Below are 20,600 nucleotides of genomic sequence, written 5' to 3' on the forward strand. Positions count from 1 at the left end.
GGCCCGTGGACGTGCGTCCACGGGCCCTCTCTCGTCGTTCACGCGGACTCCCGGCCCCTGCGGGGACCTCACCGCGGGCGCGGCGCAGGGGAGTGCTCTACGAGCGGGCGGGATCCCTGCTCAGAGGCTGAGGATGATGGCGAACGCCGTGCGCGGCCGGCCACCGGCCTGGGCGAGGAACTGCCAGGTGTGCCGCCCGGCCGGGGCGGTGGCCGACAGCCAGCGCATGAACGCGTTGCGCGGGCGGACACCGGCGTTGCGCTCCAGCCGCTCACGCACGGCCGGCAGGTCGGTGCACCGCACACCGGCGGGGCGGTTCGCCCGGTGTCGGCCGGGACCCCGGCGGACAGCTGCGGGGGCCGACGAGGGAGCCGCGTGGGCGGATCGGGACATGGTCGGTTCTGCCTCTCTCGGCGGGGAAGTGCGCCGGGGACAGAGTTGCCGACGGGACGCGTGTGACTGGAGCGACGCGCCGGGCGGGACGGACAGGCGTTACCGGTCCGTGACCGTGCACCGCACGGTGGCTACTGTCCGTGCGTGCTGCGCATCGGGCTGACCGGCGGGATCGGATCGGGGAAGAGCACGGTGGCGGGGTTGCTGGCCGCGCGGGGCGCGCGGGTCGTCGACGCCGACCGCATCGCCCGCGAGGTCGTCGCGCCCGGCAGCGCGGGCCTGGCGGCGGTCGCGGACGCCTTCGGCCCGGACGTGCTCACCGCGGACGGCGCCCTGGACCGTCCCGCCCTGGCGGCGGTGGTCTTCGCCGACCCGCAGGCACGGGCGCGCCTCGACGGCATCGTCCACCCGCTGGTCCGCGCACGGGCCGCCGAGCTGGTCGCCGCGGCGCCGGCGGACGCCGTCGTGGTCCAGGACGTGCCCCTGCTGGTGGAGACCGGCCAGGCGGCGTCCTACGACCTCGTGTTGGTCGTGGAGGCCGCCCTGGAGACCCGGGTCCGGCGGCTCGTGCAGCGCGGGCTGCGGGAGGACGACGCCCGTGCGCGCATCGCCGCCCAGGCCACCGACGAGCAGCGCCGGGCCGTCGCCGACGTCGTCCTCGACAACAGCGGCACGCCGGAGGAGCTCGAGGCGCAGGTCGACCGCTTCTGGACCGAGCGGGTGGCACCCGTGCAGGGCTGACGGCTCTGGGACGCGGGCGCCGGGCGCGCGAGGCGACCCGGCGAGCCGGAGCCGCACCGGCCGAGCGTCCCGGGACAGGTGCCACGGACCGCGCCGAGACGCAGAGAGGCCCGGGTCCACCGGACCCGGGCCTCTCGATGTGTTGTGGGCGATACTGGGTTCGAACCAGTGACCTCTACCGTGTCAAGGTAGCGCTCTACCACTGAGCCAATCGCCCGTTTCCGCCTCACCAGGCTCGGCGAGACGCCGAGGTGGAGACGGGATTTGAACCCGTGTAGACGGCTTTGCAGGCCGTTGCCTCGCCTCTCGGCCACTCCACCGCACACACGGGCGCCGGTCTCGCGACCAGCGCCCGAGGTTCCGAGCGGACGACGGGATTCGAACCCGCGACCCTCACCTTGGCAAGGTGATGCTCTACCAACTGAGCCACGTCCGCGTTGCTGTCTTGCAGGGAGAACAATACAGGACCCGCAGACCGGGTTTCAGGGGGGTCCCCCCGAGGGGTCAGCGCCCGTTCGGATCGGCGCCGCCGTTGGACAGCAGGGTGGCCAGCTCGTCGTCCACGTCCAGCACGGACGCCTCCTCGCCGAGCGGCACGACGTTCTGGGTCAGGCGCAGGAACCCGGCGACCGTGCCGCGGGAGACCTCGAACAGCGCCTCGCCCGACGGGGCGCGCAGGTGGAGGAACAGGACGTCGCCGGCCGTGCGGGACGGCCACAGCCGCACGTCGCCCTCGCCGGCGGGGCGCTCGAGGCCGGCCTGGAGCAGCTCGCGCCCGACCAGCCAGGCGATGCCCTCGTCGTCGGAGGCCCCGGTGTCCCCGAAGGTGATCCGGACCGCGAAGGGGTCGCTGACGTCGTAGGACAGCACGGCTGGCACCTCGGTCCACGACTGCGGTCCGACGAGGTGCAGGGTCGTGGGGCAGGTGTACCCGGGCGTCGAGCGGCTGGTCATGTTCCGAACAACGACCTTTCCTGGCTGTGGTCACGCACCGGCCGCTCCGGGCGTGTCGCCCCCATGGGTGCCCGCTCCGGCCCCACCTGAACCGCGGGCTCTCCCGGGCACCGACGACGCGTGTGACGATGGGAGCCGTGAGCCGTCCTGCACGGCGCGCGGGGGACTCCGCCGACGCCGACCTCCTCCTGCGCGTTCGCGCCGGGGACCGCAGGGCCGTGGACGACCTCCACGACCGGTTCGGCCGGCCCGCCCTCGCGCTGACCCGCCGCATCCTGGGGGACGACGCGCTGGCCGAGGACGTCGTGCAGGAGGTGTTCCTCGGCGTGTGGCGCGACCCCGGCGCCTACGAGGCCGGGCGCGGGAGCTTCCCGGCGTGGCTCATGGCGCTGGTGCACCACAAGGCGGTGGACGCCGTCCGCCGGGAGGAGTCCCACCGCCGCCGGCGTAGCCGCGCGGAGGACGACCTGGCGCGGAGTGCGCCCACGTCGACCCGGGACGTCGAGGACGGCGTCCGGGCGCACGCGGTGGCCGAGCGCGTCCGGACCGCGCTGGGGACCCTGCCCCCGGCGCAGCGCGAGGCGCTGACCCTCGCCTACTACGGCGGGTACACCCAGAGGGAGGTCGCCGCCCTGACCGGCACCCCGCTCGGCACGGTCAAGACGAGGATGCTGGCCGGTGTGCGGCGGCTCCGGGAGGAGCTGGGCCACGCGTCGCTGGGCGGTGCCCTCGGTGAGGCCGCCCCGGTCGAGGGGCCGAGCCGGTGAACGACCCCCGGGGCGCCGCGCCGCGGCGTGAGGACCACGAGCTGTTCGACGAGCTGGCCGTGGGCTGGGCGCTGCACGCCCTGGAGCCGGAGGAGGAGACCCTCTTCGAGGCGCACCTGCCCGAGTGCTACCGCTGCCGGCACACCGTCGCCGAGACCAGCGAGGTGATGGGCGCCCTGGCCGACGAGCTGCCGCCTGCCGCGCCGTCCGCCGGGCTGCGGGAACGGCTGCGGACGGCGGTGGAGCACACCGAGCAGCTGCCGCCGCCCCCGTCCGAGGCGCCGCCCGCACCCGTCGCCGAGCCGCCCCGGCCCGCCCCGGCGCGGCCGGCCGGCGGCTTCCCCGACCCCGTCCTCGAGGCGCCCACCGCGCACAGCCGGCCCCCGACACCGTGGCGACGGGTCCTGCCCAACGCCCTGGTCGCCGCGGCGGTCGCGGCGATCCTCGCGCTGGGCACCTGGAACGTCGTCCTCAGCTCGGCGCGGGACGACGCGCAGGCCGCGGTCGCCGAGCAGGCGCAGGTGATCGACGCGCTCCTCACCCCGGGCCGCGCGGTCGTCGCGCCCCTGTCCGGGGACGACGGCACGCCGGTGGCCACCGTCGTCGCCCGCACCGGGCAGGTGCAGGTCGTCACCCACGGCCTGCCGGTCAACGACGCCCGCGGCCACACCTACGTCGTGTGGGGCCTCGGCGGGCAGGCGCCCGTGGCGCTGGGCACGTTCGACGTGCTCCGCCCGCAGATGGACCTCCGGGCCGTAGGCTCCGCGGCGACCGGTCTCGACGACCACCCGGAGTACGGCATCAGTCTCGAGCCCGGCCGTCAGGCTCCGTCGGCACCGACGGACGTCGTCGCGCGCGGGGAGGTGACCAACTGACCGGTCCGGACACGGCGCAGCCCGAGCGGGCGCGGCACCACCACCAGTCGGCCGAGGAGCTGCGGGCGCACTTCGCCGAGGACGGGATCCGCAGCCTGCGGGAGCGGGTCGCCGAGACCCGCTGGCGGCGGCGGCTGGCCGGCAGCCGGACCGTCGAGTCGACCTACCGGCTCTGCGTCGGCGTCGTCGGCGGCCTGATCGTCGCCGTCGGGCTGGCCACCATCCCCCTGCCGGGGCCCGGCTGGCTCACGGTGATCGCCGGCCTGTTCGTCCTCGCCACGGAGTTCTTCTGGGCCGAGCGGCTGCTCGAGTTCACCAAGAAGCACGTCAAGCGCTGGACCGACTGGCTGGGCCGGCAGCCGGTGTGGGTGCGCCTGGCGGTCGCCGCGGGCACGGCCGCCTTCGTCTACGGCGTCCTGGTCGTCACGCTGCACGTGATGGGCGTCCCCGACTGGGTCCCGGGGTGGGTGCCGCTCTGGCGGTGACCGTCTGGCACAATGGACCCCGCACGGGCGATTGGCTCAGTGGTAGAGCGCTTCGTTCACACCGAAGAGGTCACTGGTTCGAACCCAGTATCGCCCACTCCCGGCAGAGGCCCGGTCCGCGAGCAGCGGGCCGGGCCTCTGGCGTTCCCGCCCCGAGGTGTGTCTCGAGGGGGACCATGGGGGAGATGTCCCCGCGCCGGCGCCCGCCCGACCCCGAACCGGTCCGCCCGCGGGCGCCCGGGCGGGCCGAGCGGCTGGCCGCCGTCCTCGAGCGCGACGGCGGCACCTGCACCTGGTGCGGCCGCGAGCTCGGCGGCCTGGTGCGCGCCACCACCGAGCACGTCGTCCCGCGGGTGAAGGGCGGCCCCTCCTGGATCGAGAACGAGGTCGCCGCCTGCAGCCGCTGCAACGCCGAGCGCGGGCACCGCAGCCCGGTCGACTGGCTGGAGGAGTGCGAGCGGCGCGGCTGGCCGGTGGACGTCCCGCGGCTGGGCCGGTCGCTGACCGCGCTGGAGGCGGCCATCGCCCGCGAGGGCGGGCAGCGGCGCGCGCGGCCCTACCTCGACGCCCAGCTGCGCCGGCTCCGCCGCCGGTGCCCGGGGGTGCCGCGCCGTACGGTCGCCTCGTGAGTGCGGGCAGGGTCGAGCAGATCAGCGTCTACCCGGTGAAGAGCCTCGGCGGGCGCACCGTCGAGGAGGCCGAGGTCGGGCCGGCCGGCCTGGCCGGGGACCGCGCCTGGGTGGTGGTCGACGCCACGACGGGGGAGCGGGTGACGGTCAAGGCCACCCCTGCCATGGCCGGCGTCGTCGCCACGGGGGACGCCGGGGCCGACACGGTCACCCTCACCGAGGTCCTCGGCCGACCCGTGCGGCTGCAGCGGGCCGACGCTCCGCAGGTCGACGCGGCCGCGGTGCACCTGGTCAGCCGGGCGGCGGTCGAGCGGGCCGCCGCCGGCGACGTCCCCGAGGGCTGCTCGGCCGACGACCCGCGGGCCAACCTCCTGCTGGAGCTGCCCGAGGGCGCCGACGAGCGAGGCTGGGTCGGACGCACGCTGCGCGTCGGGGAGGTGCGGCTGCGGGTCACCCGCACCCCGAAGCACTGTCTCGGGGTCTACGCCGAGGTGCAGCGGCCCGGGCGGGTGCGCGTCGGCGACGCCGTGGAGGTCCTCGGCGCCTGAGGGCCGCGGCGGCGGCGCGGAGCCGGCCCCCGGAAGTGGACCCTGGGTGACGAGGGTCGCGCACTACGCTCGGGGGGCTGAGTCCGCCGATCCTCTGGAGCGCCCTCGTGTCGACCCCGCCCTCGCCCACCGCCGTCGGTCCCGTCCGGGTACCGGCCGGGACGACGGCCCAGGACGCGCTCAAGGAAGCCGGGGTGCCGCTCAAGGGCCCCGACGGTGCCGTCGTCGTCCGCGACCTGGCGACCGGGGACCTCAAGGACCTCGCCTGGGTGCCCGACGCCGACGCCGAGGTCGACCCGGTGCCCGCGGCCAGCCCGGAGGGCCGCGCGGTGATCCGGCACTCGACCGCGCACGTCCTCGCCCAGGCGGTGCAGGACCTCTTCCCGGGCACCCGGCTGGGCATCGGGCCGCCGGTCGAGAACGGCTTCTACTACGACTTCGACCCCGAGCGGCCGTTCACGCCCGAGGACCTCAAGGCCCTCGAGAAGCGGATGCAGGAGATCGTCAAGGCCGGCCAGTACTTCTCCCGCCGGGAGATCAGCGACGCCGATGCGCAGGCCGAGCTGGCGCACGAGCCCTACAAGCTCGAGCTGATCGGGCTGAAGGGCGGCGCCGGTGAGGCCGCCGAGGGGGCCGACGTCGAGGTCGGCGGCGCCCAGCTGACGATGTACGACAACCGCGACGCCCGCACCGGCGACCTGGTCTGGACCGACCTGTGCCGCGGCCCGCACCTGCCGCGGACGTCGAACATCCCGGCGTTCTCCCTGACCCGGTCCGCCGCCGCCTACTGGCGGGGCAGCGAGAAGAACCCGCAGCTGCAGCGGATCTACGGCACCGCGTGGGAGAGCAGGGACGCGCACAAGGCGTACCTGGAGCACCTGGCCGAGGCCGAGCGCCGCGACCACCGCCGCCTCGGCGTGGAGTTGGACCTGTTCAGCTTCCCCGACGAGATCGGCTCGGGGCTGGCGGTGTTCCACCCCAAGGGCGGCGTGGTCAAGCGGGAGATGGAGGACTACGTCCGGCAGCGCCACATCGAGGAGGGGTTCGACTACGTCGGCACCCCGCACATCACCAAGGCGCACGTCTTCGAGCTCTCCGGCCACCTGCCGTACTACGCGGACACGATGTTCCCGCCCATGGAACTGGAGAACGCGCAGTACTACCTCAAGGCGATGAACTGCCCGATGCACAACCTGATCTTCAGGTCGCGCGGGCGGTCCTACCGCGAGCTGCCGCTGCGCTTCTTCGAGTTCGGCTCGGTCTACCGGTACGAGAAGTCCGGCGTGGTGCACGGCCTGACCCGGGTGCGCGGGCTGACCCAGGACGACTCGCACAGCTACGTCACGCCCGAGCAGGCGCCCGGCGAGGTCCGCCACCTGCTGGCGTTCGTCCTCGGCCTGCTGCGCGACTTCGGCCTCGACGACTACCACCTGGAGCTGTCCACCCGGGACGACTCGCCCAAGTTCATCGGCTCGGACGAGGAGTGGGCCACCGCCACGGCCGTGCTCGAGGAGGCGGCCCGGGAGACCGGGCTGGAGCTCGTCCCTGACCCGGGCGGGGCGGCCTTCTACGGCCCGAAGATCTCCGTGCAGGCCCGCGACGCCATCGGCCGCACCTGGCAGATGTCGACCATCCAGTACGACTTCAACCAGCCTGCGGGCTTCGGCCTGGAGTACACGACGCCCGACGGCGGCCGTCAGCAGCCGGTGATGATCCACTCGGCGAAGTTCGGCTCGATCGAGCGGTTCTTCGGCGTCCTCACCGAGCACTACGCCGGAGCCTTCCCGGCCTGGCTGGCCCCGGTGCAGGTCGTCGGCATCCCGGTCACCGACGACCAGGTCGGCTACCTGACCGACGTCGCGCTGCGGCTGCGGGCCCGCGGGATCCGGGTCGAGATCGACGACTCCGACGACCGGATGCAGAAGAAGATCCGCACCGCGAGCAAGCAGAAGGTGCCGTTCGTGCTCATCGCCGGGGCCACCGACGCCGAGGCGGGCGCGGTCTCCTTCCGCTTCCGCGACGGCAGCCAGCACAACGGGGTGCCCGTCGAGCAGGCGGTGGAGGCGATCGCCGCGTGGGTGGCCGGGCGGGCCAACGTGGACCCGACCGCCGACGCGCTGGTGGCCGGATGAGCACCGGCGCGGAGGACAGCTTCCGGGTCGCCGTCTCCGCCGACGACGGCGGCCCGGCGACGGTGTTCGAGCACCTGTGGACGCCGTACCGGATGGCCTACATCCGCGGCGAGGGCAAGCCGACCGGCGCCCACGACTGCCCGTTCTGCCTCATCCCGCAGATGAGCGACGAGGAGGGGCTGGTCGTGGCGCGGGGGGAGAGCGTGTACGCGGTCCTCAACCTGTACCCGTACAACGCCGGCCACCTGATGCTCGTGCCCTACCGGCACGTGCCCGACTACACCGACCTGACCGAGGCCGAGGTCGTCGAGCTGGGCCGGTTCACCCAGACGGCGATGCGGGTCGTACGCGCCGTCTCGGGGGCGCACGGGTTCAACATCGGCATGAACCAGGGCTCGGTCGCCGGCGCCGGCATCGCCGACCACCTGCACCAGCACGCCGTGCCGCGCTGGGGCGGGGACACCAACTTCATGCCGGTCATCGGCCTGACCCGGGTGCTGCCGCAGGTGCTGGCGGAGACGCGGGCCCTGCTGGCCGCGCACTGGCCGGCCGCCGAGGCCGCCGCGATCCAGGGGGACTGAGTGCTCGGCGTCAACGCCCGTGCCGCCGTCGGGCGGTTCTGGGCTCCGGTGGCGGCCCGGCTGCTGCGTGCCGGGGTGACCGCGGACGCGGTCACGCTCGTCGGCACGTTCGGCGCGGTCGCGGGTGCGGTCGGGCTGATCGGCACCGGCCACCTGTTCTGGGGCGCGTTCACCGTGACGGTGTTCGTGCTCCTCGACATGCTCGACGGCGCGCTGGCCCGCGCCCGCGGCGGCGGCTCGGTGTTCGGCGCGGTGCTGGACTCCACCGGGGACCGGGCGGCCGACGCGGCGATCTTCGGCGCGCTGGTGTGGTGGTTCTCCGGCGAGGGGGACAACCGCCTGCTGGTGGCGCTGGCCCTGCTGTGCCTGGTGCTCGGCGTGCTGACCTCCTACGTCAAGGCCCGGGCCGAGGGGGTGGGCCTGCGCTGCGACGTGGGCATCGTCGAGCGCACCGAGCGGCTGATCCTCGTGCTGGTGGGCACCGGCTTCAGCGGGCTGGGCATCCCGTACGCCATCCACGTCGCGCTGTGGGTGCTGCTCGTCGGCAGCGCGATCACCGTGGGGCAGCGCTTCGCCGCCGTCCACCGGCAGGGCCGCGACCGATCGCTGCCCGCGTCGCCGCCACCGTCCGGCACCGCCCCGTGACCGACACCCGGGACGCCGGGTCGCCGACCGAGGTCCCGTCGACCCAGCCCGGCCGTCCCGGGCTGCGCTCCCGCGTCGGCGCACGGGTCACCGACCTCGGCTACGCGGCGGGGTGGGGTGCGGTCAAGCTGCTGCCGGAGCCGGTGGCCCGCGGCGCCTTCGACGCCGGCGGCCGGTGGGCGGCCGGACGGGAGGGCCGGGGCGTCCGCCAGTTGCGCGGCAACCTGCGGGTGGCCACCGGGGGCCGGCTGTCCGAGGCCGAGCTCGACGAGCTCACCACCCGCGCGGTGCGCTCCTACGCCCGCTACTGGCAGGAGGCCTTCCGGCTGCCGCGGCTGTCGGCCACGCGGATCGTCGCGGGCACCGAGGCCTGCGGCAGGGAGCACATGGAGAAGGCGCGGGCCGAGGGCCGGGGCGTGGTCTTCGCGCTGCCGCACAGCGGGAACTGGGACGCCGCCGGGGTGTGGCTCGTCGACTTCCTCGGCGGCCCGTTCATGACCGTCGCCGAGCGGTTGAAGCCCGAGTCGCTGTACCGGCGGTTCCTCGACTACCGGGAGTCCCTGGGCATGCGGGTGGTCCCGCTGACCGGCGGGCCGCGGCCGGGCTCGACCGTGCTGCGCGAGTGGCTCGCCGACGGCGGGTGGAGCTGCCTGCTCGTCGACCGCGACCTCGGGCAGGGCGGGGTGCCGGTGGAGTTCTTCGGGCGTACCGCGACCATGCCCGGCGGGCCGGCCCTGCTCGCCGCCCAGACCGGCGCGGCCCTGCACCCGGCGGTCTGCTCGTTCACCGAGCGCGGCTGGCGGTTCACGGTCCGCCCGGAGGTGCCGGTGGACGGCTCCGGCCGGCTGCGGGACCGGGTCGCCACCGCCATGCAGGAGGTGGCCGACGCCTTCACCGAGCAGATCGCCCTGCGGCCAGAGGACTGGCACGTGCTCGGCCGGATCTGGCCCGACGTCGCGCCCGACCCGGTCCGGGACCGGCGCTGATGCGCATCGGGCTGGTCTGCCCCTACCAGTGGGACGTCCCCGGCGGCGTCCAGTACCACGTGCGCGACCTCGCCGAGACGCTGCGCGGCATGGGTCACCACGTCGAGGTGCTGACCCCGGCCGAGCGCGAGGAGTCCCTCCCCGCCGAGCACGTCACCTGGGCCGGGCGGACCGTTCCGATCCCGTACAACGGCTCGATGGCCAGCGTGCAGTTCGGCCCGGTGTCGGCCGCGCGGGTGCGCCGCTGGCTGCGCGAGGGCCACTTCGACGTCGTGCACGTGCACGACCCGGCGCCGCCGTCCATCGGGCTGCTGGTCTGCATGATCGCGAAGGGCCCCATCGTGGCCACCTTCCACGCCGCCACCATCCGGTCGAAGTGGCTCGCGGCGTGGGGGCCGGTGATCCGCCCCTGGCTGGAGAAGATCACCGGCCGGATCGCGGTCTCCGACTTCGCCCGCCGGGTGCAGGTGGAGCACCTCGGCGGGGACGCGGTGATCATCCCCAACGGCGTCCACGTGGCCGCGTTCGCCGAGGGCCCGATGCTGCCCGGGCACACCCGCGGGGTCGACGGCCCCACGATCGGCTTCCTCGGCCGCTACGACGAGCCCCGCAAGGGCCTGCCGGTCCTGCTGGAGGCCATGCGCACCGTCGTCCGGCAGCACCCGGGCGCCCAGTTGCTCATCGCCGGCCGCGGCGACCCCGACGACGTGTACGAGCAGCTCGGCGACGACCTGCGACCGCACGTGTCCCTGCTCGGCGAGCTCTCCGAGGAGGACAAGGGCGCGTTCCTGCGCTCGGTGGACGTCTACTGCGCGCCCAACCTGCTGGGTGAGTCCTTCGGGATCATCCTCATCGAGGCGCTGGCCGCCGGGGCGCCGATCGTCGCCAGCGACCTCGACGCCTTCGCCCAGGTCCTCCAGGACGGCGCCGCCGGCGTGCTCGTGCGCCGCGGCGACGCCCGCGCGCTCGCCCGGGCGCTGAGCGACCTGCTCGCCGACCCGGCGCGCCGGGCGCAGCTGTCGGAGACCGGCCGCCGGGCGGCCGCGGCCTACGACTGGGCGGTCATCGCGCGGCGGATCCTCGACGTGTACGAGACCGTCGTCCTGCCCGGCGCCGGCGAGGTCACCGCCGAGGAGTCCGACGACGGCCTGGCCGACCTGCCGGCGATCGCGGACGACGAACTCGACGACGCCCCGCTGCGGTCGGCCCTCCGGCGGTGGGTGCAGCGCTAGCCTGACCCGTCGTGACCCCCGACGTCTGGCTGCTGCTCGCGGTCGCGACCGTCGTGGTGCTCCTGGTGCTGTGGTCGGGGTGGACGCTGACCCGGCTGCGCCGCCTGGAGGCGCGCGTCGACCGCGCCTGGACCGCCCTCGACACCCAGCTCCAGCGGCGGGTCGGCCTGGCCGCCGAGCTCGCCCGCGACCACGCCGCGGCGGTGGGCGAGGAGCGGGCGGCCCGGCTGGCCGAGGCGGCCCGCGAGGCGCGCGGCCCGCGGGCCGGCGACCGGGAGCTCGCCGAGAACGCGCTCGGCCGCGAGCTGCGGGACCTGCCGGCCGACCTGCCCGGCATCCCGGCCGCGCTGCGGGCCGACCTCGACGGCACCGCCACCCGGATCGGGCTGGCCCGGCGGTTCTACAACGACGCCGTCCGCGACACCCACCTGCTGCGCAGCCGCCGGCTGACCGCGCTGCTGCGACTGCACGCCGCCCGCCCGGTGCCCCGCTTCTTCGACATCGAGGACGGCCTGCGGGAGCTCACCAGCAGCGCGTCGGGCGGGGGACGGCCGCGGCCCTGAGCGGCCGTACCATGATCGCGCCCTCTCCGATCGACCCTAGGCAGCAACCCGTGGCAGAGCACACCCAGACCGTTCCCGGCACCACCGGCACCGAGAGCGTCAAGCGCGGCATGGCCGAGCAGCTCAAGGGCGGCGTGATCATGGACGTCGTCACCCCCGAGCAGGCGAAGATCGCCGAGGACGCCGGTGCGGTTGCCGTCATGGCGCTCGAGCGGGTGCCGGCCGACATCCGTGCGCAGGGCGGGATCGCCCGCATGAGCGACCCGGACATGATCGCCGGGATCATCGACGCGGTCTCCATCCCGGTCATGGCCAAGGCGCGGATCGGGCACTTCGTCGAGGCGCAGGTGCTGCAGAGCCTCGGGGTGGACTACATCGACGAGTCCGAGGTGCTCACCCCGGCCGACGAGGCCCACCACATCGCCAAGAGCGAGTTCACCGTGCCCTTCGTCTGCGGCGCCACCGACCTGGGCGAGGCGCTGCGGCGGATCGCCGAGGGCGCGGCGATGATCCGCTCCAAGGGCGAGGCGGGCACCGGCAACGTCGTCGAGGCCGTGCGGCACATGCGTGCCATCCGTGCCGGCATCCGCCGGCTGGGCACCCTCGATGCGACCGAGCTGTTCGTCGCGGCCAAGGAGCTGCGGGCGCCCCACGACCTGGTCGCCGAGGTCGCGCGCCTGGGCAAGCTGCCGGTCGTGCTGTTCACCGCCGGCGGCATCGCGACCCCGGCGGACGCCGCGATGATGATGCAGCTGGGCGCCGAGGGCGTCTTCGTGGGCTCGGGCATCTTCAAGTCCGGCGACCCGGCGCAGCGGGCCGAGGCGATCGTCCAGGCCACCACGTTCTTCGACGCCCCGGGCGTCATCGCCAAGGTGTCCCGCGGGCTGGGCGAGGCCATGGTCGGCATCAACGTCACCACGCTGCCCGAGTCCGAGCGCTACGCGACCCGCGGCTGGTGAGCGCGCCCGCCGTGACGCGGGCTCCGGTCATCGGTGTGCTGGCCCTGCAGGGCGACGTCCGGGAGCACCTGGCGGCCCTGCGCGCCGAGGGGGCCGAGGTCGTCGCCGTGCGCCGTCCCGAGGAGCTCGCCGGGATCGACGGGCTGGTCGTCCCGGGCGGGGAGTCGACGACCATGGCCAAGCTGGCCGTCCGGTTCGGCCTGCTCGAGCCGCTGCGTGCCGCGGTCGCCGCCGGTTTGCCGGTGTACGGCTCCTGCGCCGGGATGATCGTCCTCGCCGACCGGCTGCTCGGCTCACCGCCGGACCAGGTGACCGTCGGCGGGCTCGACGTCACCGTCCGCCGCAACGCCTTCGGCCGGCAGGTGGACTCCTTCGAGTCCGAGGTCCGGTTCGAGGGGCTCGGCGGCGACCCGGTGCACGCGGTGTTCATCCGCGCGCCGTGGGTCGAGGAGGCCGGCGAGGACGTGCAGGTCCTCGCCCGGGTCGTCGGGGGACACGCCGACGGTAGGATCGTCGCCGTCCGCCAGGGCAACCTGGTGGCCACCAGCTTCCACCCCGAACTCACCGGGGACCGCCGGGTGCACGCGTTGTTCGTCGACCTGGTGCGCAGAGAGATGGCGGACCGATCGGGCGCCGGGAACGAGAGGGGTACGCCGTGAGTGGCCATTCCAAGTGGGCGACGACCAAGCACAAGAAGGCCGCGATCGACGCCAAGCGCGGCAAGCTGTTCGCCAAGCTGATCAAGAACGTCGAGGTGGCGGCCCGCACCGGCGGCGGCGACCCGGCCGGCAACCCGACGCTGTTCGACGCCATCCAGAAGGCGAAGAAGTCGTCGGTCCCGAACGACAACATCGACCGCGCCGTCAAGCGCGGCTCTGGGGCGGAGGCCGGGGGCGCGGACTGGCAGACGATCATGTACGAGGGCTACGCGGCCGCCGGCGTGGCGGTGCTGGTCGAGTGCCTGACCGACAACCGCAACCGGGCCGCGTCCGAGGTCCGGACGGCGATGACCCGCAACGGCGGCTCGATGGCCGACCCGGGCTCGGTCTCCTACCTGTTCTCGCGCAAGGGCGTCGTCGTGGTGCCCAAGGCAGACGGCGTGGACGAGGACAGCGTCCTCATGGCCGTGCTCGAGGCCGGCGCGGAGGAGGTCCGCGACCAGGGCGACTCGTTCGAGGTCATCAGCGAGCCGACCGACCTGGTCGCCGTCCGGACCGCGCTGCAGGACGCCGGCATCGACTACGACTCGGCCGAGGCCGGGTTCGTGCCCAGCGTCACCGTCGAGCTCGACGAGGAGGCGGCGGGCAAGGTCTTCCGGCTCATCGACGCCCTCGAGGACTGCGACGACGTGCAGAACGTGTACGCGAACTACGACGTCTCCGACGAGGTGCTCGAGAAGGTCGGCTGAAGGACCTCCCTGCCCCCCGACCCTCGCAGGCTCGGGCCGGGACCCTGCAGGGAGGCCGTTCCAGCCCCTCACCAAGGCGTGTCGCGGCCTTGCGTCGTCCCGGGCGGTTAACCTCGGTCGAACACCAGTTCGGCTGACGGCGGGAGGCTCCTCCATGCGGGTGCTCGGCATCGACCCGGGCCTCACCCGGTGCGGGTGGGGGGTGGTCGACGGGCGTCCCGGAGCCCGCCCTGCGGCGGTGGGGGTCGGCGTCGTCCGCACCGCCGCGGAGCTCGACCTCGAGCTGCGCCTGCTGGAGCTGCACACCGCCGTGACCGCGCTGCTGCGCGAGCACCGCCCCGACGTCGTGGCGATCGAGCGGGTGTTCACCCAGAACAACAAGGGCACCGCCACCGGCACCGCCCAGGCCGCCGGCGTCGCCGCGCTGGCCGCGGCGCAGGCCGACCGGCCCGTCGCCTGGCACACGCCGAGCGAGGTCAAGGCCGCCATCTCCGGCAGCGGCCGAGCCGACAAGGAGCAGGTCACCCTCATGGTCACCCGGGTGCTGGGGCTGTCGTCCCCGCCCAAGCCCGCCGACGCCGCCGACGCGCTGGCGCTGGCCGTCTGCCACGCCTGGCGGGGGCCCGCGCAGCAACGGTTGCGGCACGCCGCGCTGGCCGGCGGCATCGGCGCCCCCGTGCGGTCGACGACCCTCCCGCGCTGGACGGGGGTGTCGCGGTGATCGCCAGCGTGTCGGGCCGGGTCGCGGCGGTGTCGCCGGACGGCGCCGTGGTCGAGGTCGGCGGCATCGGGCTGGCGGTGCAGTGCACCCCCGGCACGATCGCCCGGCTGCAGGTGGGGGAGAGCGCCCGGCTGTCGACCAGCCTGGTGGTCCGCGAGGACTCACTGACCCTCTACGGCTTCGCCGACGACGACGAGCGGCAGCTGTTCGAGCTGCTCCAGACGGCCAACGGCGTGGGCCCGCGGCTGGCCCAGGCGGTGCTGGCCATCCACCCGCCGCGGGAGGTCCGCCGCGCGGTGTCGATGGCTGACGTCAAAGCCCTGATGCAGGTGCCGGGCATCGGCAAGAAGGGCGCCGAGCGGCTGATCCTGGAGCTGCGCGACCGGCTGGGGGCGACCACCACCGACACCCAGCTCGACGGCGCGGGGGCCCCCGCGGGGCTGCCGTCGGTCACCCCCGTCGCCCCGTGGCGCGACCAGCTCGCCTCGGCCCTGGTGGGGCTGGGGTGGACCAGCAAGGAGGCCGACAGCGCCGTCGCCCAGCTCGCGCCGATCGCCGACGAGCAGGTCGCCGAGACCGGGTCGGTCGAGGTGGCGGTGCTGCTGCGGCAGGCGCTGCGGATGCTGGGTAGGCCGTGAGCAGCCCCTTCGACCGCGGCCTGTCCGCGGAGCCGGCCGAGGGGTTCACCCGCGACTACTCGGTCTCGGCGCAGGCCGGTGACGAGGAGCGGGTCGTCGAGTCGGCCCTGCGCCCCCACTCGCTGGCGGACTTCATCGGTCAGCCCAAGGTCGCCCGCCAGCTGGAGCTGGTCCTGGAGGGCGCCAAGCGACGCGGCCGGCCGCCGGACCACGTGCTGCTGTCCGGGCCGCCCGGGCTGGGCAAGACCAGCCTCGCGCTGATCATCGGCTCCGAGCTGGGCACGTCGGTGAAGATCACCAGCGGTCCGGCGATCGAGCGCTCCGGTGACCTCGCCGCGATGCTGTCCAACCTCGGCCCCGGCGACGTGCTGTTCATCGACGAGATCCACCGGATCGCCCGGCCGGCCGAGGAACTGCTGTACATGGCGATGGAGGACTTCCGGGTCGACGTCGTCGTCGGCAAGGGGCCCGGTGCGACCGCGATCCCGCTGGAGATCAACCCGTTCACGCTGGTCGGCGCCACCACCCGCGCCGGCCTGCTGACCGGCCCGCTGCGCGACCGGTTCGGCTTCGTCGGCCAGATGGAGTTCTACGAGCCGTCCGAGCTGCAGCGGGTGCTGGCCCGCAGCGCCTCTCTGCTCGGCGTCGAGCTCACCGAGGAGGGGTCGGCGGAGATCGCCGGCCGGTCCCGAGGGACGCCGCGCATCGCCAACCGGCTGCTGCGCCGGGTCCGCGACTACGCCGAGGTGCGGGCCGACGGCCGGGTCACCCGCGCGGTCGCCGAGGCGGCGCTGGCCCTCTACGACGTCGACCACCTGGGCCTGGACCGGCTCGACCGCGCCGTCCTGGAGGCCCTGGTGATGCGGTTCGGGGGCGGTCCGGTCGGGGTCGCCACGCTGGCGGTCGCGGTGGGGGAGGAGCCGCACACCGTCGAGGAGGTCTGCGAGCCGTTCCTGGTCCGCGCCGGCCTGCTGGCCCGCACGCCGCGGGGCCGGGTCGCCACCGAGGCCGCCTGGCAGCACCTGGGACAGCCCGTCCCGCGCGGCGGCATCCCCCTCGGGAGGGTCACCGTCGACCCACCGGTCCCCGGTTCGTCGTCAGAGACGCTGTTCGACGCCTAGACTGCGGAGCGCTGGCGCGCAACTCGTCCGGCCGCGGCCGCGCGCGTCCTGCCCGGTCGCTGCACGCGGATGACGCGGCGCGCCACAGCCGCCGTACCCGAGCGGTCCCGTCCCGGGCCGCACCCACCGCGGAACGCCGCGCGGTAGAGAGGCACATCTGTCGTGGAGCAGTACTTCCCGCTCGTCCTCCTGGCCCTGGCCTTCGTCCTGCTCATCGTGCTGCCCGCCCGGCAGCGCAAGCGGGCGCAGGCGCAGGCCCAGGCGATGCAGGAGTCGCTGACCCCGGGCACCCCGGTCATGACGACCGCCGGGCTGCACGGCACGGTCGCGCGCCTGGGCGAGGGCACCGTCGACCTCGAGATCGCCCCGGGGGTCGTGGTCACCTTCGCGCGGCAGGCCATCCTCGAGGTCCGCAAGCCCGCCGTGCCCGGCCCGGCGGTCGACGGTCCCGCCGTCCCGGGGGACGACGCCAACGGCCCGGCCGACGGCGGTCCCGCCGACCGGGCGCACTGAGCAGGTAGTCCTCCGTGGCCCAGCGTCAGCTCCCCGCGCGCCGGTACTTCGGCGCGTTCGTGCTGATCATCGCCGTCCTCTACGGCCTGATCTTCCTCACCGGTGACACCCGCACCCCGCAGCTGGGGCTGGACCTGCGGGGCGGGACGACGGTCACCCTGTCCGCGCGCACCCCGGACGGGCAGGCGCCGGCCCCCGAGGACCTCGAGCTCGCCCGGCAGATCATCGAGCAGCGGGTCAACGGCCTGGGCGTGGCCGAGGCCGAGGTGGTCACCGAGGGCGACTCGAACATCGTCATCTCCGTCCCGGGGGACGACGGCGAGCAGGCGCGGGAGCTGGGCCAGACCGCGCAGCTGCGGTTCCGGCCGGTGCTCGCCGGACCGGAGCCGGCCACCCCGGCCGCCGAGGACAGCGCGGCGCCGACCGACGGGACGACGCCCAGCGACGCGGCCACGCCCACCGACGGCGCCACACCGACCGACAGCGCGGCACCCACCGACTCGGCCGCGCCGACCGACGCCGCCACCCCGACCGATGCCGCGCCGTCGGACGGCGCGGTCGCCGACCCCTCCATCCCCGACCCGGACGCCCCGGCGGTGACCCAGGAGCAGGCGCAGGCCGAGTACGCCACCCTGACCTGCGACACCACCGACCCGGCGGCGGCGGTGGACCGGTCCCAGGACCACGTCGCGGCGTGCTCGGAGGACGGCCAGTTCAAGTACCTGCTCGGCCCGGCGATCCTCGAGGGCACCGACATCGTCGACGCCCAGGCCGGCACCCAGCAGGCCACCGGCGAGTGGATCGTCCTGCTGGACTTCAACTCCACCGGCCGCGAGACCTGGGCGACCTACACCGCCGCGAACATCGGCAAGAACGTCGCGTTCACCCTCGACGGCCGGGTGGTCTCCGCGCCCACCATCCAGGGGGCGATCAACGGGCAGACGACGATCACCGGCCAGTTCACGCAGCAAGAGGCCGAGCAGCTGGCCAACCAGCTGCGCTACGGCGCGCTGCCGCTGACCTTCACCCAGGCGACCGCCCAGTCGATCTCCACCGAGCTCGGCGAGGAGCAGCTGCAGGCCGGCCTGATCGCCGGCGCCATCGGCATCGCGCTGGTCTTCGTCTACGCGTTGGTCTACTACCGGCTGCTCGGCCTGGTGATGATCGCCAGCCTGGTGCTGTCGGCGGTGGTGGTCTACGCCGTCCTGGTGCTGCTCGGCCGGCAGATCGGGTTCACCCTCAGCCTCGCCGGCATCGCCGGGTTCATCGTGTCGATCGGCATCACCGCGGACTCGTTCGTCGTGTACTTCGAGCGGCTCAAGGACGAGATCCGCGAGGGCCGCACACTGCGGTCGGCGGTGCCGCGGGCGTGGGTCCGCGCGCGGCGCACGATCCTCTCCGCCGACGCGGTCAGCTTCCTCGCCGCGGCGATCCTCTACGTGCTGGCGATCGGCGACGTGAAGGGCTTCGCGTTCACCCTCGGCATGTCGACGGTGCTCGACCTGGTCGTCGTCTTCCTCTTCACCCACCCGCTGATGGCGGTGCTGGCGCGCTTCCGGTCGTTCGGCAGCAGCCGGTTCTCCGGCCTCGGCCGCAGTCTCGACCGGCCGGGCCGGCCCACCGGCCGCCGTCCCTCGGCCGGGCGCGAGCTCGTCGGCGCCGGCAGCGGGTCCGGCAGCACCGCGCAGGACAGGAGCGACTCATGAGCGGCCGCGACCCCCGTCACGAGGACGACGGGCTGCCCGTGGGCACCGCCGAGGACGAGACCCGCGACGCCGGCTCGGCCGCGGAGGACGCCGCGGCCGCGGCCGACGACACCGCCCTGGACGACGCCGGGCTGCCCCGCGAGGGCGACCGGGCCACCGTGCGTCCCCCGCACCGGGCCTCGCTGGCCCACCGGCTCTACAACGGCGAGGCCGGCCTCGACGTCGTCGGTCGCAGCCGGCTGATCTACAAGGTCACCGCCGTCGTCGTGCTGCTGTGCATCGCGGCCATCGTGTTCCGCGGCTTCAACTTCGGCATCGACTTCGCCGGCGGCAACAGCTTCCGCCTGCCGGGCACCGAGGCACAGCTGGGCGAGGTGCGCGCCGCAGCCGAGGACGCCGGCGCCGACGTGGCCAGCGCCCAGGTGGTCGGCGGGGACACCGTGCTGCTGCGCACCGGCGCGCTGGACAACGACGCCGAGCGCGCCGTCGTGGACGCGGTCGCCGACGCGGCCGGCATCGACCCGGCGCAGGTCAGCCCCGAGGCGGTCAGCGCCGAGTGGGGCCGCGACATCACCGACCAGGCGCTGGTGGCCTTGGCGGTCTTCTTCGTCGCGGTGGTGCTGTTCCTCGCCGTGCGGTTCCAGCCGAAGATGGCCATCGGCGCCATGGCCGCGCTGGTCCACGACATCGTCGTCACCGCCGGGGTCTACGCCCTGATCGGCTTCGAGGTGACCCCCTCGACGATCATCGGGTTCCTCACCATCCTCGGGTTCTCCCTCTACGACACCGTCGTCGTGTTCGACAAGGTCGACGAGAACACCCGGGACCTCACCAAGACCTCGCGCATGACCTGGGGCGAGGCGGCCAACCTCGCGGTCAACCAGACGCTGATGCGCTCGATCAACACCTCGGTCATCGCGCTGCTGCCCGTGGCCGGCCTGCTGTTCGTCGGCGCCGGCCTGCTGGGTGTCGGCACGCTCAAGGACCTCGCCCTGGTCCTTTTCGTCGGTCTGGCCGCGGGCACCTATTCCTCGATCTTCCTGGCCACGCCCATCGTGGCCGACCTCAAGGAGCGGGAGCCGGAGGTGCAGGCGCTGCGCAAGCGGGTGCTCGCCCGGCGCGCCTCCCGGGTGCGGCAGGGCGGGTCGGGCGCGACCGCCGGCCGGGGCCCGGTCGCCACCGCCCGCCGGGCCGGCGGCACCACCCGCCGCAGCGGCGGGGTCGCCGTCGCCGAACGGGAGGCCGACCTCGGGCCGGCCGCGGCCGACGTCGTGGTGGAGTCGCCGGAGTCGGTGCGCCCCGACGCCCCGCGCACCGGGGGGACGACGGCGCCGCGGCCGGGGGCCCGGCCGCAGCGGCCGGGTCGTCCCTCCGGCGGGAAGAAGCGCCGGTGACCGCGGAGCCGGCCGCGGAACTGCCTCTCGACGAGGTGATCGCGGGGCTGACCGTCGACGTCCCCGACCACCCGGAACCGGGTGTGCTGTTCCGGGACCTCACGCCGGTCTTCGCCGACGGCTCCGCGTTCCGCCGGGTGATCGACGGCCTGGCCGGCCCGGCACTGGCCGACCCGCGGGCCGCCGCGCTCGGGGCCGGCGGGACCGACCCGGGCTTCGACGTCGTCGTGGGGGTGGAGGCGCGCGGGTTCCTGCTCGCCGCGGCGGTCGCCCTGGACGCCGGCGTCGGGGTGGTCCCGGTGCGCAAGGCCGGCAAGCTGCCCCGCGAACGCGTGGCCGCCGAGTACGCGCTCGAGTACGGCACCGCCACGCTGGAGATGCACACCGACTCGGTCCGTCCGGGTCAGCGGGTGCTCGTCGTCGACGACGTCCTCGCCACCGGGGGCACGCTCGAGGCGGCGATCGCCCTGGTGGAGCGGCTCGGCGGGGTCGTGACCGCCGTGTCGGTGGTCGTCGAGCTCTCGGCGCTGGGTGGCCGCCAGCGGCTGGCGCCGCACACCGTCCACGCCCTCTGGACGACCTGAGGGATGGCGCCCGGCTCTCCGTGCG

Annotated in this window: 24 protein-coding genes and 4 tRNA genes; 23 read left to right on the forward strand and 5 right to left on the reverse strand. The window is 74.8% G+C overall.

Annotation, left to right across the window (positions count from 1 at the left end):
• Positions 1-120 precede the first annotated feature (120 nt).
• Positions 121-279 carry a hypothetical protein gene (locus ACI79D_RS15190; RefSeq protein WP_456919256.1) on the reverse strand — a complete coding sequence of 53 codons (159 nt, stop codon included), beginning with the start codon at positions 277-279 and terminating at the stop codon, positions 121-123.
• Positions 280-537: 258 nt separating this feature from the next.
• On the opposite strand from ACI79D_RS15190, the gene coaE reads away from it, so the two are divergent.
• Entirely contained in the window at positions 538-1,134 is a 597-nt protein-coding gene (coaE, locus tag ACI79D_RS15195) for a dephospho-CoA kinase (protein WP_456919257.1), read from the forward strand.
• A gap of 145 nt (positions 1,135-1,279) precedes the next feature.
• On the opposite strand, the gene ACI79D_RS15200 is transcribed toward coaE, so the two are convergent.
• From ACI79D_RS15200 to ACI79D_RS15215, 4 genes are all read right to left on the reverse strand, one after another.
• Positions 1,280-1,351 (reverse strand) — tRNA-Val (locus tag ACI79D_RS15200).
• 32 nt (positions 1,352-1,383) lie between these two features.
• A tRNA-Cys gene (locus ACI79D_RS15205) sits at positions 1,384-1,454 on the reverse strand.
• A gap of 43 nt (positions 1,455-1,497) precedes the next feature.
• Positions 1,498-1,570 (reverse strand) — tRNA-Gly (locus ACI79D_RS15210).
• A gap of 68 nt (positions 1,571-1,638) precedes the next feature.
• Positions 1,639-2,088, reverse strand: a complete 450-nt coding sequence (locus tag ACI79D_RS15215) for an SsgA family sporulation/cell division regulator (RefSeq protein ID WP_456919258.1) — start codon at positions 2,086-2,088, stop codon at positions 1,639-1,641.
• Positions 2,089-2,216: 128 nt separating this feature from the next.
• Between ACI79D_RS15215 and ACI79D_RS15220 the strand changes: the two genes are divergently transcribed.
• The 22 genes from ACI79D_RS15220 to ACI79D_RS15325 all read left to right on the forward strand — a co-directional run bounded on the left by ACI79D_RS15220 (position 2,217) and on the right by ACI79D_RS15325 (position 20,575).
• Positions 2,217-2,855, forward strand: coding sequence for a sigma-70 family RNA polymerase sigma factor (locus ACI79D_RS15220; RefSeq protein WP_456919259.1), 639 nt, complete (start codon positions 2,217-2,219; stop codon positions 2,853-2,855).
• On the forward strand, positions 2,852-3,730 hold the full coding sequence (locus tag ACI79D_RS15225; RefSeq protein WP_456919260.1) for an anti-sigma factor: 879 nt from the start codon (positions 2,852-2,854) through the stop codon (positions 3,728-3,730). Before ACI79D_RS15220 ends, ACI79D_RS15225 begins: the two co-directional genes overlap by 4 nt.
• Before the next feature lie 134 nt (positions 3,731-3,864).
• Positions 3,865-4,215 carry a TIGR02611 family protein gene (locus ACI79D_RS15230; RefSeq protein WP_456919384.1) on the forward strand — a complete coding sequence of 117 codons (351 nt, stop codon included), beginning with the start codon at positions 3,865-3,867 and terminating at the stop codon, positions 4,213-4,215.
• Positions 4,216-4,240: 25 nt separating this feature from the next.
• Positions 4,241-4,312, forward strand: a tRNA-Val gene (locus ACI79D_RS15235).
• 88 nt (positions 4,313-4,400) lie between these two features.
• On the forward strand, positions 4,401-4,844 hold the full coding sequence (locus tag ACI79D_RS15240; protein ID WP_456919261.1) for an HNH endonuclease: 444 nt from the start codon (positions 4,401-4,403) through the stop codon (positions 4,842-4,844).
• On the forward strand, positions 4,841-5,392 hold the full coding sequence (locus tag ACI79D_RS15245; protein ID WP_456919262.1) for an MOSC N-terminal beta barrel domain-containing protein: 552 nt from the start codon (positions 4,841-4,843) through the stop codon (positions 5,390-5,392). The genes ACI79D_RS15240 and ACI79D_RS15245 overlap by 4 nt, the downstream gene beginning before the upstream one ends.
• 107 nt (positions 5,393-5,499) lie before the next feature.
• Positions 5,500-7,524, forward strand: coding sequence for a threonine--tRNA ligase (gene thrS / locus ACI79D_RS15250; RefSeq protein ID WP_456919263.1), 2,025 nt, complete (start codon positions 5,500-5,502; stop codon positions 7,522-7,524).
• On the forward strand, positions 7,521-8,105 hold the full coding sequence (locus ACI79D_RS15255) for an HIT family protein (protein ID WP_456919264.1): 585 nt from the start codon (positions 7,521-7,523) through the stop codon (positions 8,103-8,105). The genes thrS and ACI79D_RS15255 overlap by 4 nt, the downstream gene beginning before the upstream one ends.
• Positions 8,106-8,750 carry a phosphatidylinositol phosphate synthase gene (pgsA, locus tag ACI79D_RS15260; protein WP_456919265.1) on the forward strand — a complete coding sequence of 215 codons (645 nt, stop codon included), beginning with the start codon at positions 8,106-8,108 and terminating at the stop codon, positions 8,748-8,750.
• Positions 8,747-9,736: a phosphatidylinositol mannoside acyltransferase gene (locus tag ACI79D_RS15265; protein ID WP_456919266.1), complete on the forward strand. Its 990-nt coding sequence runs from the start codon at positions 8,747-8,749 to the stop codon at positions 9,734-9,736. Before pgsA ends, ACI79D_RS15265 begins: the two co-directional genes overlap by 4 nt.
• Complete coding sequence (locus tag ACI79D_RS15270) at positions 9,736-10,968, forward strand: glycosyltransferase family 4 protein (protein ID WP_456919267.1); 1,233 nt, start codon at positions 9,736-9,738, stop codon at positions 10,966-10,968. Before ACI79D_RS15265 ends, ACI79D_RS15270 begins: the two co-directional genes overlap by 1 nt.
• Positions 10,969-10,979: 11 nt before the next feature.
• A complete protein-coding gene (locus ACI79D_RS15275) occupies positions 10,980-11,531 on the forward strand; it encodes a hypothetical protein (RefSeq protein WP_456919268.1) in 552 nt (183 codons plus the stop codon).
• 50 nt (positions 11,532-11,581) lie between these two features.
• On the forward strand, positions 11,582-12,490 hold the full coding sequence (pdxS, locus tag ACI79D_RS15280; protein WP_456919269.1) for a pyridoxal 5'-phosphate synthase lyase subunit PdxS: 909 nt from the start codon (positions 11,582-11,584) through the stop codon (positions 12,488-12,490).
• Positions 12,487-13,149: a pyridoxal 5'-phosphate synthase glutaminase subunit PdxT gene (gene pdxT, locus ACI79D_RS15285; RefSeq protein WP_456919270.1), complete on the forward strand. Its 663-nt coding sequence runs from the start codon at positions 12,487-12,489 to the stop codon at positions 13,147-13,149. Before pdxS ends, pdxT begins: the two co-directional genes overlap by 4 nt.
• Positions 13,146-13,898 (forward strand): YebC/PmpR family DNA-binding transcriptional regulator, encoded by a 753-nt coding sequence (locus ACI79D_RS15290; RefSeq protein WP_456919271.1) that lies wholly within the window; start codon positions 13,146-13,148, stop codon positions 13,896-13,898. Before pdxT ends, ACI79D_RS15290 begins: the two co-directional genes overlap by 4 nt.
• 154 nt (positions 13,899-14,052) lie before the next feature.
• Positions 14,053-14,619, forward strand: a complete 567-nt coding sequence (gene ruvC, locus ACI79D_RS15295; protein WP_456919272.1) for a crossover junction endodeoxyribonuclease RuvC — start codon at positions 14,053-14,055, stop codon at positions 14,617-14,619.
• Positions 14,616-15,257, forward strand: a complete 642-nt coding sequence (gene ruvA, locus ACI79D_RS15300) for a Holliday junction branch migration protein RuvA (RefSeq protein ID WP_456919274.1) — start codon at positions 14,616-14,618, stop codon at positions 15,255-15,257. The genes ruvC and ruvA overlap by 4 nt, the downstream gene beginning before the upstream one ends.
• Positions 15,254-16,378: a Holliday junction branch migration DNA helicase RuvB gene (gene ruvB / locus ACI79D_RS15305; RefSeq protein ID WP_456919276.1), complete on the forward strand. Its 1,125-nt coding sequence runs from the start codon at positions 15,254-15,256 to the stop codon at positions 16,376-16,378. Before ruvA ends, ruvB begins: the two co-directional genes overlap by 4 nt.
• Positions 16,379-16,540: 162 nt before the next feature.
• Positions 16,541-16,891 (forward strand): preprotein translocase subunit YajC, encoded by a 351-nt coding sequence (gene yajC, locus ACI79D_RS15310; protein ID WP_456919277.1) that lies wholly within the window; start codon positions 16,541-16,543, stop codon positions 16,889-16,891.
• 14 nt (positions 16,892-16,905) lie between these two features.
• Positions 16,906-18,597 (forward strand): protein translocase subunit SecD, encoded by a 1,692-nt coding sequence (secD, locus tag ACI79D_RS15315; RefSeq protein ID WP_456919279.1) that lies wholly within the window; start codon positions 16,906-16,908, stop codon positions 18,595-18,597.
• Entirely contained in the window at positions 18,594-19,991 is a 1,398-nt protein-coding gene (gene secF, locus ACI79D_RS15320) for a protein translocase subunit SecF (RefSeq protein ID WP_456919280.1), read from the forward strand. Before secD ends, secF begins: the two co-directional genes overlap by 4 nt.
• Positions 19,988-20,575, forward strand: a complete 588-nt coding sequence (locus tag ACI79D_RS15325) for an adenine phosphoribosyltransferase (RefSeq protein WP_456919281.1) — start codon at positions 19,988-19,990, stop codon at positions 20,573-20,575. Before secF ends, ACI79D_RS15325 begins: the two co-directional genes overlap by 4 nt.
• Positions 20,576-20,600: the final 25 nt, after the last annotated feature.

Source organism: Geodermatophilus sp. SYSU D00708, from assembly GCF_054050115.1.